18 protein-coding genes and 1 pseudogene are annotated in these 16,294 nt (G+C 68.9%); 18 read left to right on the top strand and 1 reads right to left on the bottom strand.

The window, feature by feature from the left end; genetic code table 11:
- Positions 1 to 35 precede the first annotated feature (35 nt).
- The 14 genes and pseudogenes from cpaB to AB0I73_RS12395 form a co-directional block, all read left to right on the top strand.
- Positions 36 to 743, top strand: a complete 708-nt coding sequence (gene cpaB / locus AB0I73_RS12460; RefSeq protein ID WP_363036475.1) for a Flp pilus assembly protein CpaB — start codon at positions 36 to 38, stop codon at positions 741 to 743.
- A gap of 9 nt (positions 744 to 752) precedes the next feature.
- Positions 753 to 2,021 carry an AAA family ATPase gene (locus tag AB0I73_RS12455; RefSeq protein WP_363036473.1) on the top strand — a complete coding sequence of 423 codons (1,269 nt, stop codon included), beginning with the start codon at positions 753 to 755 and terminating at the stop codon, positions 2,019 to 2,021.
- Between the two features lie 89 nt (positions 2,022 to 2,110).
- A complete protein-coding gene (locus AB0I73_RS12450; protein WP_363036603.1) occupies positions 2,111 to 2,443 on the top strand; it encodes a pilus assembly protein in 333 nt (110 codons plus the stop codon).
- Position 2,444: 1 nt separating this feature from the next.
- Positions 2,445 to 2,837 (top strand): TadE/TadG family type IV pilus assembly protein, encoded by a 393-nt coding sequence (locus tag AB0I73_RS12445; RefSeq protein WP_363036471.1) that lies wholly within the window; start codon positions 2,445 to 2,447, stop codon positions 2,835 to 2,837.
- Positions 2,838 to 2,904: 67 nt separating this feature from the next.
- Positions 2,905 to 4,242, top strand: coding sequence for a CpaF family protein (locus tag AB0I73_RS12440; RefSeq protein WP_363036469.1), 1,338 nt, complete (start codon positions 2,905 to 2,907; stop codon positions 4,240 to 4,242).
- A 10-nt stretch (positions 4,243 to 4,252) separates the two neighbouring features.
- Positions 4,253 to 5,197: a type II secretion system F family protein gene (locus AB0I73_RS12435; RefSeq protein ID WP_363036467.1), complete on the top strand. Its 945-nt coding sequence runs from the start codon at positions 4,253 to 4,255 to the stop codon at positions 5,195 to 5,197.
- Positions 5,198 to 5,230: 33 nt separating this feature from the next.
- Positions 5,231 to 6,118 carry a DUF5936 domain-containing protein gene (locus tag AB0I73_RS12430; protein WP_363036465.1) on the top strand — a complete coding sequence of 296 codons (888 nt, stop codon included), beginning with the start codon at positions 5,231 to 5,233 and terminating at the stop codon, positions 6,116 to 6,118.
- A gap of 20 nt (positions 6,119 to 6,138) precedes the next feature.
- The gene (locus AB0I73_RS12425) at positions 6,139 to 7,596 is read left to right on the top strand and encodes an ATP-binding protein (protein WP_363036463.1); all 1,458 of its coding nucleotides are present in this window, start codon (positions 6,139 to 6,141) and stop codon (positions 7,594 to 7,596) included.
- The gene (locus tag AB0I73_RS12420; protein WP_363036461.1) at positions 7,593 to 8,507 is read left to right on the top strand and encodes a response regulator transcription factor; all 915 of its coding nucleotides are present in this window, start codon (positions 7,593 to 7,595) and stop codon (positions 8,505 to 8,507) included. Before AB0I73_RS12425 ends, AB0I73_RS12420 begins: the two co-directional genes overlap by 4 nt.
- Before the next feature lie 160 nt (positions 8,508 to 8,667).
- The gene (locus AB0I73_RS12415) at positions 8,668 to 8,865 is read left to right on the top strand and encodes a hypothetical protein (protein ID WP_363036459.1); all 198 of its coding nucleotides are present in this window, start codon (positions 8,668 to 8,670) and stop codon (positions 8,863 to 8,865) included.
- Complete coding sequence (locus AB0I73_RS12410) at positions 8,865 to 9,464, top strand: pilus assembly protein TadG-related protein (protein ID WP_363036457.1); 600 nt, start codon at positions 8,865 to 8,867, stop codon at positions 9,462 to 9,464. Before AB0I73_RS12415 ends, AB0I73_RS12410 begins: the two co-directional genes overlap by 1 nt.
- A 34-nt stretch (positions 9,465 to 9,498) precedes the next feature.
- Positions 9,499 to 10,080 (top strand): hypothetical protein, encoded by a 582-nt coding sequence (locus AB0I73_RS12405; RefSeq protein WP_363036455.1) that lies wholly within the window; start codon positions 9,499 to 9,501, stop codon positions 10,078 to 10,080.
- A gap of 8 nt (positions 10,081 to 10,088) precedes the next feature.
- On the top strand, positions 10,089 to 10,736 hold the full coding sequence (locus tag AB0I73_RS12400) for an OmpA family protein (protein ID WP_363036453.1): 648 nt from the start codon (positions 10,089 to 10,091) through the stop codon (positions 10,734 to 10,736).
- A gap of 527 nt (positions 10,737 to 11,263) precedes the next feature.
- Positions 11,264 to 11,473: pseudogene (locus tag AB0I73_RS12395) on the top strand (ATP-binding protein); the annotation flags it as partial.
- Here AB0I73_RS12395 and AB0I73_RS12390 read toward each other — a convergent pair.
- On the bottom strand, positions 11,470 to 11,877 hold the full coding sequence (locus tag AB0I73_RS12390; protein WP_363036451.1) for a DUF192 domain-containing protein: 408 nt from the start codon (positions 11,875 to 11,877) through the stop codon (positions 11,470 to 11,472). The pseudogene AB0I73_RS12395 and the gene AB0I73_RS12390 overlap by 4 nt on opposite strands.
- Before the next feature lie 1,301 nt (positions 11,878 to 13,178).
- Here AB0I73_RS12390 and AB0I73_RS12385 point away from each other — a divergent pair.
- The 4 genes from AB0I73_RS12385 (at position 13,179) to AB0I73_RS12370 (ending at position 16,252) form a co-directional block, all read left to right on the top strand.
- A complete protein-coding gene (locus tag AB0I73_RS12385; protein ID WP_363036449.1) occupies positions 13,179 to 13,853 on the top strand; it encodes a YeeE/YedE thiosulfate transporter family protein in 675 nt (224 codons plus the stop codon).
- The gene (locus AB0I73_RS12380) at positions 13,853 to 14,269 is read left to right on the top strand and encodes a YeeE/YedE thiosulfate transporter family protein (RefSeq protein ID WP_363036447.1); all 417 of its coding nucleotides are present in this window, start codon (positions 13,853 to 13,855) and stop codon (positions 14,267 to 14,269) included. The genes AB0I73_RS12385 and AB0I73_RS12380 overlap by 1 nt, the downstream gene beginning before the upstream one ends.
- Positions 14,270 to 14,573: 304 nt before the next feature.
- A complete protein-coding gene (locus tag AB0I73_RS12375) occupies positions 14,574 to 15,230 on the top strand; it encodes a hypothetical protein (RefSeq protein ID WP_363036445.1) in 657 nt (218 codons plus the stop codon).
- Between the two features lie 47 nt (positions 15,231 to 15,277).
- Positions 15,278 to 16,252 carry a hypothetical protein gene (locus tag AB0I73_RS12370; RefSeq protein ID WP_363036443.1) on the top strand — a complete coding sequence of 325 codons (975 nt, stop codon included), beginning with the start codon at positions 15,278 to 15,280 and terminating at the stop codon, positions 16,250 to 16,252.
- Positions 16,253 to 16,294 lie beyond the last annotated feature (42 nt).

Here is a 16,294-nt window from a genome sequence, read left to right as displayed (position 1 = left end):
CTCGGCCCACACCCCCCAATGAGGTTGCACGGTCTATGAACTCCCGTCAGCGCCGCGGCGTGATACTCCTGCTCCTGTCGATCCTGTGCGCCCTCGCCGCCTTCGCCGGCGTGCTCTCCGTCATCGACGACGTGGAGTCCAAGGTCGGCCCCGAAGTCACCGCATACCGGCTGAAATCCGACGTGGCGCCCTACGCGCCGCTCAGTGCGGGCCAGTTCGAGAAGATCGAGATGCCCGAGCGCTGGCTGTCGGAGAACGCGGTCACCGATCTCGGCGACATCCGGGGCAAGATCGCCGTCACCACACTGCGCGAGGGCTCCCTGCTGCAGAGCGACATGATCGTGAACCAGCCCGCCCTGCAACCCGGGCAGCAGGAGGTCGCCATCATGATCGACGCGGCCACCGGCGTCGCCGGCAAGATCACACCGGGCTCGTCGGTCAACGTCTACGCCACCTTCGAGGGGGAGCACGAGGGCGCACCCGCCCAGTCCAAGATCATCGTGACCAACGCCAAGGTCCTCGACGTCGGCCGGATCACCGCCCTCGAACCCGACGAGGGCGACCGCGGCCGACAGCCCACGGACGCCGTCCCGATCACTTTCGCGCTGTCCGCCATCGACGCCCAGCGCATCACCTACGCCGAGTCGTTCGCCCAGCGGGTCAGGCTCGCGCTCGTCGCACCCGGCGGCGACACCACGGTCCCCGAGCAGGACCGTACGTACGAACTCGCGAAGGACAAGTGAGAGGCCCGCATGCCCACGAGGATCCTCCCGGCAGTCGGGGACGCGGACGCCGTCCGGTCCATCACCACACTGCTCAGCCAGCTCCCGGACGCCGAACCGGTGCCCCCGGTGGTCGACTCCACCCAGCTCGTCGACACCCTCGCGCGCCTGGCCGCCGAGTCGGTCGACGAGCTGCCCGAGGTCGTGGTCGTGCACGAGCGGATCGGCCCGGTCCCCGCGCTGGAACTGATCCGCGAAGTGGCCCTGCGCTTCCCCGCCGTCGGCGTCATCCTGGTCACCTCCGACGCGAGCCCCGGCCTCTTCCAGGCCGCCATGGACTACGGCGCCCGCGGCCTGGTCGCCCTGCCGCTCAGCTACGAGGAACTCGCCAGCCGCGTCCACGCGGTCGCCCAGTGGTCGTCCGGCGTACGCCGCCATCTGGGCTCCGGCGGAGACGTGTTCACCGGCGTCGGCGGCACGGTCGTCACCGTCAGCGGCGCCAAGGGCGGTGTGGGCACCACCCTGACGGCGATCCAACTCGCCCTCGCCGCCCAGGCGTCCGGACGCAGTACCGCCCTGGTCGACATGGACCTCCAGACCGGCGACGTCGCCTCCTTCCTGGACGTCCAGTTCCGCCGGTCCGTCGTGGACCTCGCGACGATCAGCGACATCTCCCCGCGCGTCCTGGCCGACGCCGTCTTCCGCCACGACACCGGCCTCACCCTGCTCCTCGCCCCCGGCGAGGGCGAACGCGGTGAGGACGTCACCGACCGCGCCGCCCGCCACATCGTCGGCGCCCTGCGCTCCCGCTACGAGGTCGTCGTCATCGACACCGGGGCCCAGCTCGGCGGAGCCGGCGCGGCGGCCGTCGAGACCGCCGACACGGCGCTCCTGGTCACCACCCCCGACGTGGTATCCGTCCGGGGCGCCAAACGGACGGTGCGGATGTGGGACCGGCTGCAGATCCGCAAGGCGGAGGAGACCACGGTCGTCGTCAACCGCCACACCCGGAGCACGGAGATCCAGCCCCCGCTCATCCAGAAGATCACCGGCACCGCGGTCGCGGCCACCGTGATCCCGGCCCACTTCAAGGAACTGCAGGGGGTCGTCGACGCGGGCCGGGTCCACGAACTGGAGAGCAAGAGCACGGTGAAACAGGCCCTGTGGGGTCTGGCCGGAGAACTCGGCCTGGTCAAACCCACCGAGGGCGCCCACAGGACCGGACGGCTGCGCGGTGACCGGCTGCGCGGCGACCGGGGAGCCGTGAGCATCCGACGGCGCAAGGACGGAGGGGGATGAGGGGGGATGAGGTGGATGAGGTGAAGGGGGAGGAGAAGCACGCCGTCCGGGGCGGGGACCGGGGCCAGGTCACCATCGAGTTCCTCGGCATGGTCCCGACGATCCTCGTGACGCTGGTGGTGCTGTGGCAACTCGTACTCGTGGGATACACGTTCACCCTCGCGGGGAATGCTGCGGACGAGGCCGTACGGGCGGGCACGGCGGCGGATCCGGGCGCACGCCAGGGCGCCTGTCAGGCGGCGGGGCTGGACAAGCTGCCCGGCGCCTGGGAGGGAGCGGCGACGGTGAACTGCGGGACCGGGGGCGGCTATGTCACCGCCGACGTGACGCTGCGAGTCCCCGTCCTCTTCCCGGGCGCCGCCGACTTCCCCTTCGAGGTGAAGGGCCACGCGGGCGCGGTGGAGGAGGAGGTGGGGGACTGAGATGCCGTACGACAACAGGCGGGGCGGGCTCCGACGGCGTCGGGATCCCGGCCGGGGCCGGGACCGTGGCCAGGTGGCGATCGAGTATCTGGGCTTCCTGCCGATCCTCGTCATCGTCGCCTTGGCCGGCGTACAGCTCGGCCTCATCGCGTACACCGCGCAGCAGGCCGGTACCGCAGCCCGGGCGGGAGCCCGTAGCGCCTCGCTCGGCCAGTCCGCCCAGGGCGCCTGCACGGTCGCGGTGAGCGGCTGGCTGGCCGGCGACACCGCCTGCGGGGCGGCGGAAGGCGGCGAGGAGGTCACCGTCACGGCCACGATCGGCATTCCGTCGATCGTGCCGGGCTGGGACTTCGGCCAGGCCCGGAAGACCGCCACGATGCCCATGGACCACTGACCACCGACCGCTGACCACTGACCACCGACCGAGGCACCAGGCACCACGAACGAGGAGTACCGGACTCATGAGCCTGCGGGCACGTATCAACCTCCCCGAGGAGAAGGGGAACCGGGGTGAGGACGGCCATCTGGTCGCCTCCTACCGGGCCAAGCTCCTCGAGGAGATCGACCTCGCGGAGATGAGTTCACTGGCCGCCGCCGAGCGCCGCGCGAGACTGGAGCGGGTGCTCGGGCACATCATCAGCCGCGAGGGCCCGGTCCTGTCGACCGTGGAGCGCTCCCAGCTGATCCGCAGGGTCGTCGACGAGGCGCTCGGCCTCGGCATCCTGGAGCCGCTCCTGGAGGACGCCTCCGTCACGGAGATCATGGTCAACGGCCCCGACGCGATCTTCGTCGAGCGCGGCGGACGGGTCGAGCAGCTGCCGATGCGCTTCGCCTCCCACGACCAGCTGATGCAGACCATCGAGCGCATCGTCTCGACGGTCAACCGTCGTGTGGACGAGTCGAATCCGATGGTCGACGCGCGTCTGCCCTCCGGCGAACGCGTCAACGTCATCATCCCGCCGCTGTCCCTGACCGGCGCCACCCTCACCATCCGCCGCTTCCCGCGCTCCTTCACCCTGCACGAGCTGATCGGCCTCGGCTCCCTCGACGAGCACATGCTGTACCTGCTGGCGGGCCTGGTGCAGGCACGCTTCAACGTGATCGTGTCGGGCGCGACCGGCACCGGCAAGACGACCCTCCTCAACGCCCTCTCCGGACTGATCCCCGAGGGCGAACGCATCATCACCATCGAGGACTCCGCCGAACTCCAGCTCCAGCAGCCGCACGTCGTCCGCCTGGAGGCCCGCCCGCCGAACGTCGAGGGGAAGGGCCGCATCACCATTCGCGACCTGGTGCGCAACTCGCTGCGCATGCGCCCCGACCGCATCGTCGTCGGCGAGGTCCGCGGCGGCGAGTCCCTCGACATGCTCCAGGCGATGTCCACCGGCCACGACGGCTCCCTCGCCACCGTCCACGCCAACAGCGCGGAGGACGCCCTGATGCGGCTCCAGACCCTGGCCTCCATGTCGGACGTGGAGATCCCCTTCGCCGCGCTGCACGACCAGATCAACAGCGCCGTCGACGTCCTCGTCCAGCTGACCCGCTTCGCCGACGGAGCCCGCCGCATCACCGAGATCGCCCTGCTGGAGAGCCACGGCGGGGAACCGTACCGGCTGGCCACCGTCGCCCGCTTCAACGCCCGGCCGATGGCCTCCGACGGCCGCGTCCACGGCGCGTACGAGCACCACCCGCTCCCGCGCCGCACCGCCGAACGCCTCTACATGGCGGGTCAGCCCGTCCCGCAGGCCTTCGGCATCGCCCGCTCCCTCGACCAGCTGACCACCCGAGAAGCCAGGTAGGACCGCCGCCATGGAGCTGCAGAACCTGATCACGCTGACCACCGGCATCGCGCTGCTGACCTGCGTCCTCGCGGTCGTCGGCGTACACATGTACGCCGCGGGCAGGGCGCAGAGGCAGGCGCTGGTGGACCGGCTGTCGGCCACCGGCCGGGTCCCGGGCGGCGGACGCGGACGCCACTTCCCCACCCTGGACCGCCGACTGCGCCGCACCGCGTTCGGCAGGAAACTGGAACTGCGCCTGGTGGCGACCGGCCTGAACATCACCCCGGGGGAGTTCTTCGTCTGCGTGCTCGCCCTGGTCCTGGGCCTCTACCTCACCGGCCAGGCCGTCCTCGCCCCGTTCTTCGGCCCGCCGGCCGGGATCCTGGGCATCTGGCTGGCGTTCCAGTTCCTCCACTGGCAACGCCAGAAACGGATCGAGAGGTTCATCAACCAACTCCCCGAACTGGCCCGCATCCTCGCCAACGCCACCCAGGCCGGCCTGGCCCTTCGTACGGCGATCGGCATGGCGGCGGAGGAGCTGGAGGCACCGGCCGGCGAGGAACTGGCCAAGGTCGACAACCAGTTGGCCCTCGGCGCTTCGATGGACGACGCCCTCGGCGAACTCGCCGAACGGCTCCCCTCCCGCGAACTGGTCGTCCTGGTCACCACCCTGGTGCTGTCCAACCGGGCAGGCGGCCAGGTGGTCGGCGCCCTGCGGAACCTCACCGACACCCTGGAGGAACGCAAGGAGACCCGGCGCGAGGTCCGCACCCAGCTCTCCCAGGTCAGCATGACGTCGTACGCCGTTCCCGTCCTGGGGGTCGGCTCGTTGTTCCTGATGAACGGGGTGAAGGACGGCGCACTGGAGCGCATGACCGGCTCCCCGGTCGGCCAGGGCGCCGTGATCGTCGCCTTCGGCCTCTACGCCGTCGGCTTCGTCCTCATCCGCCGCCTGTCCCGCATCGACGTCTGAGGGACTCTGAGGGACAAGGAGGGAACGACTGACATGGGACTTCTGCTCGCACTGGCCATGGCCATCGCCGTCTGGGGCGTCTTCGCCGGCGTCCGCATGTACCGCGCCGAGGCGAAACTCCCCGCCGACCTGGTCCTCGCCCTGGAGGTCGGCGCCACCCGCACCGGCGCGGTGGACTCGCTCGTCGACCGCATGGGCATGCGCTACGCCCCGGCCGTCCTGCGCGTCATGGGCCCCCAGCGGGTCGCCAGGTACCGCCGCAAGATCGACCTGGCGGGCAACCCCGGCGGCCTCACCATCGACCGCTACGCCGCCCGCCGCGCGGTCTACGGCTTCCTCGGCGGACTCGGCTTCCTGGTCTTCCTCCTGCGCGGGCAGTTTTTCGTCGCGCTCCTGCTGCTCGCCTTCGGGGCGTTCTGGACGGAGGTCGGCATCTGGTCGGCGATCCGGATCCGCCGTGACGTCATCGAGCGGACGCTGCCGGACTTCCTGGACGTCCTCGCCGTCGTCGTCAGCGCGGGCCTCGGCTTCCGCCAGGCCCTGGACCGGGTCGCCACCAGGTACGAGGGCCCGTGGGCGGACGAACTGCGCATCACCCTCCGCCAGATGGACCTCGGCATGAGCCGCCGCCAGGCCTTCGCGGAACTGCGCCGCCGCAACGACTCCGAGCAGGTCGCCATGTTCGTCACCGCGTTGCAACAGGGCGAGGAACTGGGCGCGCCCATCGTGGAGACCCTGGTCGCCCTCGCCAAGGACATGCGCCGCACGGACGCGCAGAACGCCCGTCGCAAGGCCGCCCGCGCCGTCCCCAAGGCCACCATGATGATCACCACGTTCATGGTCCCGGCCACGATGATCCTCCTCGGCGCGGGCCTGATCCTGGGCTCCGGCACCGACTTCGGCTCGATCACGGGCGAGTAGGACGGGGGCGCGGTGCTGCCATGACGACGACCGGGGAACGTACGGAGCGTCCAGCGCGCAAGGCGCTGCGGCGCCGCACGCGGCGGCCCGAGAACACCGTGCCCCGGGCGGGCGCGCCGCACGTCCGGGTGCCCCCCGCGGACGACAGCGGCCGTTCCGTCATGGACCGGGGCGGGACGGCCGCCGCACCCGCACCCGCACTCGCACCGGACATCGACATCCAGATCAACGCCCTCCAGGCCCTGTGCCGGCAGGTGTTCGGCTTCCGGCTGGCGATGACCGCGCTGGCCGCCCCCGCAGCCCTCCTCAACGCGGGGCCGGGCTGGGGCACCCGCCTGGTCGGCATCGCCGTGGTGGTCACCTTCATGGCGTCCTACGTCCTCTTCCGGGACTGGGAACGCTTCGGCCCCCTCCTCCTGCGCCATCCCACCCTTCTGGCCGCGGACACCCTCTTCGGCGCCCTGATCCTCATCTCCGCGGGCCCCGACAGCCTCCTCGCCTACGTCAGCGTCTGCACCCCGCTCCTCGCCGGCCTGGTCTACGGCTGGCGCGGAGCGGCCGTCTTCGCCTCCCTCCAGGGCCTGATCCTGCTCCTGGTCTACGCGACCCTGGCGGACTCGCGCGCGGGCCTCACGGAGACCCTGTTCCTGCCCGGTACGTGTGTGCTCGCGGGCGCGGTCGGCTCCAGCCTCCGCGGCCTCATGCTCCGCTTCGGTACGGCCACCCGGGCCCTGACGGAGGTCCGGGCCCGCCTGGCCGCCACGGAGGCGGTCAACGAGGAACGCGCGCGTCTGGCCCGCGAGATGCACGACTCCGTCGCCAAGACCCTGTACGGCGTCGCCCTGGCCGCCGACGGCCTCGCCGCCTCCGCGAGCGCCGGACACATGAACGCGGCGCTGGTGCGCCGACAGGCGGAACTCGTCGCCCGCTCGGCCCGTCGCGCCGCCGCCGAGTCCCGCGAACTCCTCGCCGACCTGCGCCGCGAGCCCGACCCGTCCGCCGGCACGGAGCCGGAGAAGGACACGGACGTACTGGCCGAACTGGCGACGCAAACCCGCACCTTCAGCACCCGCACCGGCCTCCCCACGGCATTCCGCCGAACAGGCGACCACCCGTCCGCCGTCCCACCGGCGGTGGCACGCCAACTCCTCACCATCGTCGAAGAGGCGATGGAGAACGCCCACCGTCACGCGGCGCCGACCCGCGTCGACGTGAGCGCGGGCGTCCACGGCGACCTGCTCCGCATCAGCGTCCACGACGACGGCCGCGGCCTGCCCCCAGGCACGGACCTCGAACAACTCCGCCGGGAAGGCCACTTCGGCCTGGTCGGCATGGTCGAGCGCGCGGCCTCGGTCGGCGCCCGCATCCGCATCGGTCGCGGCACCCGCCCCCGGGGCACGGAAGTCCGCCTGGAACTCCCCCTGCCGGCCACGACGCCACCGGTCACCCCTGCGACAACGAGGACGACACCCCCATGAGAACCCTGCCGGGCCCTTCCCCGAAGACCCCTTCGCCCACCGCCCTCCGGATCCTCGTCGCCGACGACAACCCGGTGGTCCGCGCGGGCCTGACCGCCCTGCTCTCCGTCCACGAGGAACTGACGGTCGTGGCGCAGGCGTCAGACGGCAGCGAGGCATGCCGGGCCGCCCGGGACCACCACCCCGACGTCATCCTCCTCGACGTCCGCATGCCGGGCATGGACGGCATCACGGCACTGCCCTACCTGGCACGCATCGCCCCGGTCATGATGCTGACGTACAGCGGAGAATCGGAGGTCGTCCAGGAAGCGCTGCGCAGAGGAGCGGGCGGATACCTGGTCCACGGCGAGTTCACGGCGGACGAACTGGTCACAGCCGTGCGGGACATCGGGCAGGGCCGAGCCCACTTCACCCCGACACCGGCCGGGGCGCTGCTGGCCCAGCTCCGCAAGGCGCCCCCGGGCCCACCGTTGCCCGACGGCCTGGGAGACGCCGGGATGGATGCGACTGCATACGCAGATTCTGTAGTCGAGCTTCCGTATACGAAACCCCAACCCCCCACACGGCCAGGCGAACTGATGCAGATCCAGTCGTCTCCCTCAGCCATTTCTTCACAAAACCTTTCGCAACTGCAACCGTATGTGGGACAGTCTTCTTCCGGGTGGACAAGCGGTCGTCCGGCCGCTCCCGACAGGTCGAGGTTCCAACTGAGCACCAGGGAGGCGGAGATCATGGACCACATCGCATCCGGGATGAACAACCAGCAGATCGCCGCCACCTGTTTCATCAGCGAGAAGACGGTCAAGAACCACATCAACCGCATCTTCGCGAAGCTCCACAGCACCAGCCGTTCCGAAGCCGCCGCGAAGTGGCTCGGCACGGCCCCGGACTCGGCGCGAGGACTGGGGTGACCTGCGGTGACAGCAGAGAAGGCAAAGCGGCGGACCGGCAACTGGGCCCGGAAATGGGCCCTGGGGCCCTCTGGCGAACTGAAAAATTCGCCGTACGTTGCTGACATCGACTGCGGCACCCTGAAGCAAGCCGCAACCGCGTCAGCCGGAGGGGAACACCATGAGCAGCTGGATCAACACCACGATCACTTACCTCCACTCCCACACCACCCGCAACGACAGGGGTCAGACGGCGGTGGAGTACCTGGGCATCATCGCGGTGGTGGTGGCAATCGTGCTGGCGATCACGGGGACGAGTATCGGCCAGACGATCTTCGACGCGATCACGACGAAAATCGCCGAGATCACTGGAGGCTGATGCAATCCCGCAAACACGGCGACGCAGGGCAGGCTTTCCCTATTTACATCACGGTGGTGGGAGGCCTGCTCTTTCTCGCGTTCGCGTATTTGGCGATCGGGCAGGCAGCGGCCAACAGGAACGGTGCTCAGACAGCCGCGGACGCGGCCGCACTCGCGGCGGCTCAGGACAGACGTGACCAACTCGCGGGTGCGTGGATCGAGGATCTTCTGGATCCGACCAAGTGGCAGGCGATCTTCGACGGCAGTGCGGAAGGGCTCGACGAGTCTTGCTGGCGCGCGCACCAGCTTGCGGCACAGAACGACGCGACCGTTCTGGGGTGTGGTCTGGACGGACTCCTGGGCTACACGGTCGAGGTCGAGACGACCGAGACCGTGGGGGAATCCATTGTGCCCGGCACCGAGAACATGAAGTCGAAGGAAACAGCCACTGCGGTGATCGATCCTCGCTGCACCTTCGATCCTCTGGCCGAGGATGCTCCCGATGACACCCTTCCTCTGCTCACCTGTAAGGGCATCGAGTGGGAACTGGATCCCGAAGGCCCAGTGGAACTCCTCCCGCAGCCCGAGGACCTTTTCGATGTCCACCTGGCCGACTGACCAACGAACGACGAGTGACTAAGGAAGCAGAGGCATGAGCATTTGGTTCACAACGAAGGCCCAGAGGGGGATGGTCGCGCTGACTGTTGCGGCCGGACTGGCCCTCGGAGTGGTCGGCTGCGGTGGGGGCGAGGGCGATGACGAGGGGACGGCGGCCACGGCTTCCGCTTCCAAGGGCAACGGGCCCGCTCCGAGTGCACAGGAGGAAAAGGCGAACGATCCCATTGCCGAGCTGAGGGGGTCGAATGGTCTGATTCTTCAGGTCACCTCTGCGGAACGTGACGCGGGCGGCTTCGTCACTGTGAACGCGATGCTGAAGAACGACGGTGCCAAGAGCATCACAGTGCCCGCTGCGTTGAGCGGCAACGAAACCGAGATCGTGCGAAACGGCCGGTCGCTCGGTGGCGCCACTCTGGTCGACTCGAAGAGCAAGAAGCGCTACTACGTGCTGCGCGACACCGACGGCCGCCCGCTGACGACAACGGGTTTCTCGGCAATCAAGGCCGGCGAGAGCCTCTCCGTCTTCATGCAGTTCCCCGCACCGCCCGCAGACGCTTCCGAAGTCACCTTCCAACTACCGACGTTCGCCAGCGACACCATCCAGATCTCTGGGTGAGGCAGGCCATGACACTTAATCACCTGAGCACGGTGCGGCCAAGGTTCTCCTCGGCAATCACCATTACCACCGTCCTCATCGCCACCAGCCTCTACAACGCCACCGGCGCTGCCGCCGCCGACGGTCCCAGCGTCCCACCGGGCACCGAAGCCACCGCCTCCGCCCCGGTCGAACTCGACCCGAACGACCCGGACCTGAAGCTCCCCGACGGCGCCACCCTCGCCGAACCGAAGGTCCTCGACATCAAGCAGGTCGTCGAGGAACAGAGCGGTGACGAGCGCCGCGAGGACACCAACACGGAGGTGACGTTCGCGCTGCAGGCCGAGGTGCTGTTCGGCAAGGACAGCGCGAAGCTCAGCGCGCAGGCGAAGGCCCGTATCGGCACGATCGCCGAAGAGATCAAGAAGCAGAACGCCACGAAGATCCGCGTCTTCGGCTTCACGGACGACCTGGGCTCCTCGGCCCACGGCGACGTCCTGTCCCGCGAACGCGCGAACGCCGTTCACACCATCCTGGGCCAGGAGCTGAACGACCCCAACGTCACCTACGAGGTACGCGGCTACGGCGAGCAGTACCCGATCGCCGACAACTCCACCGAGGCCGGCCGCAAGAAGAACCGCAGGGTCGAGATCTCCTTTCCCCGCACGGAGAGCTGACGACCTGGGGCCCGTCTGGAACACACCCCCGGGTCCTGCTCGGGGGCAGCTCAAATGGTGCCCCGCCGGGTGGTGCAGGGAATCTCCGCGGCCCCGAGGCCGTGGGGCCGGAGACGGCTGCCTTGCCGAAAACCGTGAGCAGTCGACGGACATGTGTCACTCAAGCGCTCAAACGAGCGGCATCAGGACAGCGGCAGCCAAAGTGCTCACGCCTTTGGAACGGTGTGTCACCCCCGAGGCCTGGGCGAGTGTCCCGGCATCGCCGCACCGAGGCCACCGTCCCACCGGGCGGTCGCGGAACACCGCCCACCGAGCAGCACCACCGGCCCCGACCTTCGACGCCACCTGCAGACCCCTTATGCCACCCGCGGGGACACCATCGCAGCTCGGACTCGAAGGGCCGGCCTTTCCGGCGGGACCGCACCCCGACCCAGAGGGGACCTGACGGGTACCAGACGCCCCACTTCGATGACTCGGTGCCTTGCGGCTCACAGCAAGTGGTCCGCCTTGCCCGCCTTGATTTCCAGTACGACGCCCATCCCCGCCACACGCACCCCCGGCTGGCCGCGGCCTGCGACGCCCGGAGACGGGCCGCGCTGCGGGTGCTCGCCTGCGTGGTCAAGGCGTGCTCCGGCGACTGGGGTTTCGGGGACGCGAGGGAGCCGGGCGGAGGGATCCGTATGTGGGCGGTCCTCCCCAGGGAGGGGATGCGGGCGTACGTGACCGGGCAGTCCTAGAGGCGCCCGCCGTCACCGTCACCGCCACCACCGACGGCGTCCGTCACCACCGTCACTCGCACTCCGACGCGCAACCCCCACCCCGCCATCATCCCCGCCTCGGCCTCGACGACATACCGCGCCCGGACTCTCGGCAGCCCGAGTCGCCCCGGCGGCATGGTGCGCACGGCGATGACGCGGAGACGCCGGTCGAGGTAGGCGACGTCGATGGGCATGCGCATACGGAAGGTGTGGATGCTGTTGGCGGGGGAGAGGAGCAGCGCACCGTCGAGGTCGTCCCGCCCCAACAGGCCCTTGGTACGCGCTCGATAGGAGCCGGCGATCTCCAGCGGCACGCGCACAGCAGGCCGGTCGTCGTCGCCGGGGATGACCAACTCCCCACGCCCGTCATGCCGGCGCGCCATCAGCGACCCACCCCTTCACCCCACCACCGAGCGATCGACCGTCCACGCCGAACCTAACCCCGCCAGGCCCCGGAAGTCAGCTCCTGTGCGGTTGGCAGGACGGGGGAGGGCGGCCAGGGCCGCCCGGACGATTGCGGTGGCCGATGACCTCACTCGACTCCCGCTCGACGTCTTCCGGCTGTCGCCTCACGCCGGGCGCTTCACCCAGTCGACGAGCCGGGCCCACCGGCCGCCCCCCGGCCGGCTCGGCGCCGGCCCCGATCGAGACATCGCCTCGGCCGTGCGCGTCCTCGTGCGCCCCGCAGACTCACACACGCACCGCTGGGTCGTGGGCACGCCCGCGAGCACCTGCTCCGCATGTCTTCCGCAGCCCTCGTAGGTCACCTTCCGGCACGACCGACAGACAGTACGTTGGCACATGACTCCCCTTCGACAACATCTTCATTTTCGATCTGAGACATCCACACGCGCGTCACAAATGGCTCCAGCGTTTGCAGCCTCTCCATGAGTGGCGGAATTAATTCGGCGGTAGTGCGGCTGCCAGGTCGAATCGTGATCCAAGTGGCCTCGCCGGTGCCCCCTCGAATGTCCGGACAAGGGAGACGGACGGGCATATTCGTCGCTTGGCGCAACTCACCGCGTGCTGTCAACTGGTCTGCGGGAAAAGCCTCCTGAAGTTGCTCGGGATACCGGAACAGTGGTTGCATCACGCCTGAACGTGGTGACGGAAAGTCGAAGTATGGCGCTGTGCCTACATTCTGGACTCTTTGAGATCGTCGACCAAGCGCAGCCAGGACAAAGACCGAGAACGGCAACCGCCCACCCCGAACGGGCGGTGTGCGCCGGTCAGGAGGGAGCGACGTGAGTTGCTCGCACGCCGCAGGATGTCCCCTTTTCCCTCTCCTCAGGGCGAGCTTGCAAGGTTGGCGCGACTACTACTGTGACAGCGACGGCCAGTGGCACGACTGTGCGCGCTACCAGTTGGCACTCACCGGCGAGCCCGTGCCCATCAGCCTGCTGCCCAACGGAGCCCGCGCGCGGCATCTCGAACCCGTGGCCGACGCGAACGGGTCCGACGTGGCCAACCCGAGCCAGGTGCCCCGGCAGACCCCGCCGCCGGCGCCGGAGAACGTGCCCCCGTTCGAACCGGTACCCCCGCCGGCCCCCGTACTGCACCACCAACCGTCCCCACTCACACAGACGCCCCACCCACCAGAGCACGTCGCTCGGCACACGCGGAGAGCCTCCCGCTCGAAGCGCGGCTGGTGGGCTCGACTCGCCGACTGGATGAGAGGCCCCGCATGAGTACCTACTGGCCCTGGTGGGCAGGCGCTGTCGGACTTGCTCTGGTCACCATCACCTACACCCTCCTGACCGATCGGTCTCTCGGGGTGTCGTCGGCGTGGGACCGCGTGTTGCACTGGCGCAGCGAACGCCGCATCGAACGGATGGACGAGGAGTTCGCCGACGATCAAGCTCTCGCCGACGCGCTCGCCGCAGCCACCGCGGAGCACTTCGGTACCCGCCCTGGTCCCGGCCCCGGCTCCGGCGTGACCACCTCGCCGCCGGTTGCGTACGGGAAACCGCAGCCGTTCGAGTCGGACAACGAACCGACGCCGAGTGAGAGCCCGTCGGCCGCGAGCCTGCGTCCGGTCCCGCTGGTCACCCAGGCTGCCCTGCTGGTGTCGATCTTCCTCGGCGGACTGATCGCCGCGGTCACCTCCGGGAGGTTCCAGCTCCGCTTCGACATGGGCCCGGGTTTCAAGGACCTGGTCACCGCCAACTCGGCTGCCATGATCGGCCTGTTGTTCCTGGGCGGCGTGCTGGTCGGCTTCGGCACCCGACTGGCCGGCGGGTGCAGCTCCGGTCACGGACTCAGCGGCTGCGGCCGCCTGCGCCCGGTCAGCATCGTGGCGACCGCTGTCTTCTTCGGTACCGCCGTCGCGGTGTCGTTCCTCTTGTGGAAGGTGATCTGATGCGTACCCGGGGAACGATCCTGCTGGCCAACATCATCACCGGACTGGCCCTCGGTTACACCGTCACCAACATCGGCTTCGGGGACTACGCCGAGCTGAACCGCATGTTCACCTTCCAGGACCTGCGCATGTTCTTCTCCTTCGCGGGTGCCGTCGGAATCATCGTGTGCGTGTTCGCTCTGCTGCGGGTCCGCCGTTCCCCGGGGCGCATCCACGCCGGTGTGGTTCCCGGCGCGGTGCTGTTCGGTACGGGCTGGGCGATCTCGGGTGGCTGCCCGGCAATCCCGATCATCCAGGTCGCCAGCGGATACCTGCCCGCCCTGGTCACCATCGTCGGTGTCGCCGTCGGTGTCGGGCTGTGCCGCTGGGCCAACGCCCGGTACTTCCACCTCGACCGCGGCTCCTGCGGGCTGTGACCCAGGGCTCCGACCGACACGATCCGCCGGAAAAGAGGCTCCTCGTCCCCTGCGGAGTCGGGTCGTAAGGGCGGCCAGGGTCTGGGCGGTCCCGGTCGGGCTCTCGACGGTCGCGTCCAGGTCCGCGGCGAGGCGGGGCGCCGCAGTGGCGGCGGGCGCAACGGAAACGTTCCAAGTGAAGTGGACGGCACGGGATTTGGCCGGATACGCCCGGCGAGTCGTCACCTTTCTCACTGGTGCCGTCATGCCTCGCTGGATAGCGTTGGTTCGCTCGAGAGAAGTCTCGCCTCACCGGGAGTCGACCGTGAACCGCCGCCCTACCCTGCTCGCAGCGCTCGCGCTGACCGCCACCGCGGCCCTGACGCTCTCCGCGTGCGGCAGCGACGAGAGCCCCACCAAGGACAGCGACGCGATCGCGGGCGCTGACACGGGCGATGAGAAGTCGGCCTCACCGAGCTCGAGTGCTTCAGACTCCGCAGGCCGTCCAAAGATCGAGTTTCCCTCGGACGCCAAGAATGTCTTCGAGTATGAGAAGACTGGGGACGCAGTGAAGGACGAGGTCCTCGCTGACAGTGTGTTGAGCGTCAACTCTGTCGACGAAGCGATCTTCGCAGGCAGCACGGACACCAAGGCGCTCGGCTTCTACAACACAGAGAAGGCTCTGAGCGGCTCGATCACCTATGTGCTCGGATACATCAAGAAGAACGATACCTGGGTCGGTGAGACCCGGTACTTTGACTACAAAGTGAGCCTCTCTGGAGCAAATAGCGCATACGTCACCTACTGCTCCGACGAGAGTAAGTCGTTCATCAAGCACAAGAAGACCGGGAAGGTCGAGGACACGCCAACGACGGCGGACAGTTACGTCCTCTACAACACCAAGCTCGAAAAGAATGCTGAAGGCGTCTGGCAGACCACCGACGTCGCGTCGAACCGGGGGAGCAAGGAGTGCCAGCCGTAGGGAAAGCAGTAAGGATCGCGACTCTTGCCGCACTTATCTCTGTTCCCATGCTGGTGGCGCCTGCGGCGTATGCCGGCGGCCGTGGGGGGAACGGCACTCGAGGTGAGACGGAACAACGCGCTGACACCAGCGACAACGGAACTGTTTCGGTCACTGTCGGTGGTGTCGTGTTCGACCGTTCGAAGAACGGGAGCGGTGGTTCCGCGGGAGCACTGAGGGCGTCCACGTCATGGACGCCGCCTCCTTGCTGGTATGCCCCCAAGTACACGCCGGAGCAGTTGCAGAACCACCTGGAGCCGATCTGGGAAGCCGGATCGACGGGGCATGAGTGGGACGCCGAGCAGCGCAAGAAATACCTCAACCCGGACGAGCCCGAAAAGGACTTCAACAAGGACAAGTCCGGCAAGGGTTACTGGTGGGGCTCCTACGTCAACAAGAGCTATCCGCCGGGCTGGGACTCCTGTGACGAGGACTACTTCTGGGTGGACCAGGGCGACCCGCCGCCGGCTGACATCGAGAACGCCGTCACTCCGGAGATCCTGGCGGAACTTGCCTACTCCGAGATCCGGGTCCCCGGGACAGAGGTGACGCTGGCTCCGGCCGAGGCGGCCAAGGTGAACCTTCCGACGTGGGCGTGGCTGGACGGAGCGGAGTTCAAGCCGGTCTCGGTCACCGCGTCGGTACCGGTGATCGGTATCGAGGCAACGGCCACGGCGGAACCGGTCTCGCTGGAGATCGAGCCGGGCACGCCCGACGCCGAGACGTTCCCGGCTTCCGGCGTCTGCGAGATCAACGGCGGCCGCATCGGTGAGCCCTACGCCAAGGGCAAGGCGGAGCAGACCCCGCCCTGCGGTGTGAAGTACCTGCGTTCCTCGGGCGACGGCACCTTCCCGCTCCAGGCGACGGTCACCTGGAAGATCGAGTGGACGGGCACCGGCGGCGCGGGCGGCGACCTTCCCGACGGGAGCTTCGGAGCCACCCAGGACGTCGTCGTCCAGGAGATCCAAGCCATCAACCGCTGAACGCGCTCCTCTGCCTCTGTTGTCCGAAACGCGCTCCTCCTA

This window comes from Streptomyces sp. NPDC050388, from assembly GCF_040655635.1.
Taxonomy (GTDB): domain Bacteria; phylum Actinomycetota; class Actinomycetes; order Streptomycetales; family Streptomycetaceae; genus Streptomyces.
The sequence above is the reverse complement of the archived record's forward strand: the minus strand, read 5'-3'. Positions and strand labels throughout refer to the sequence as shown.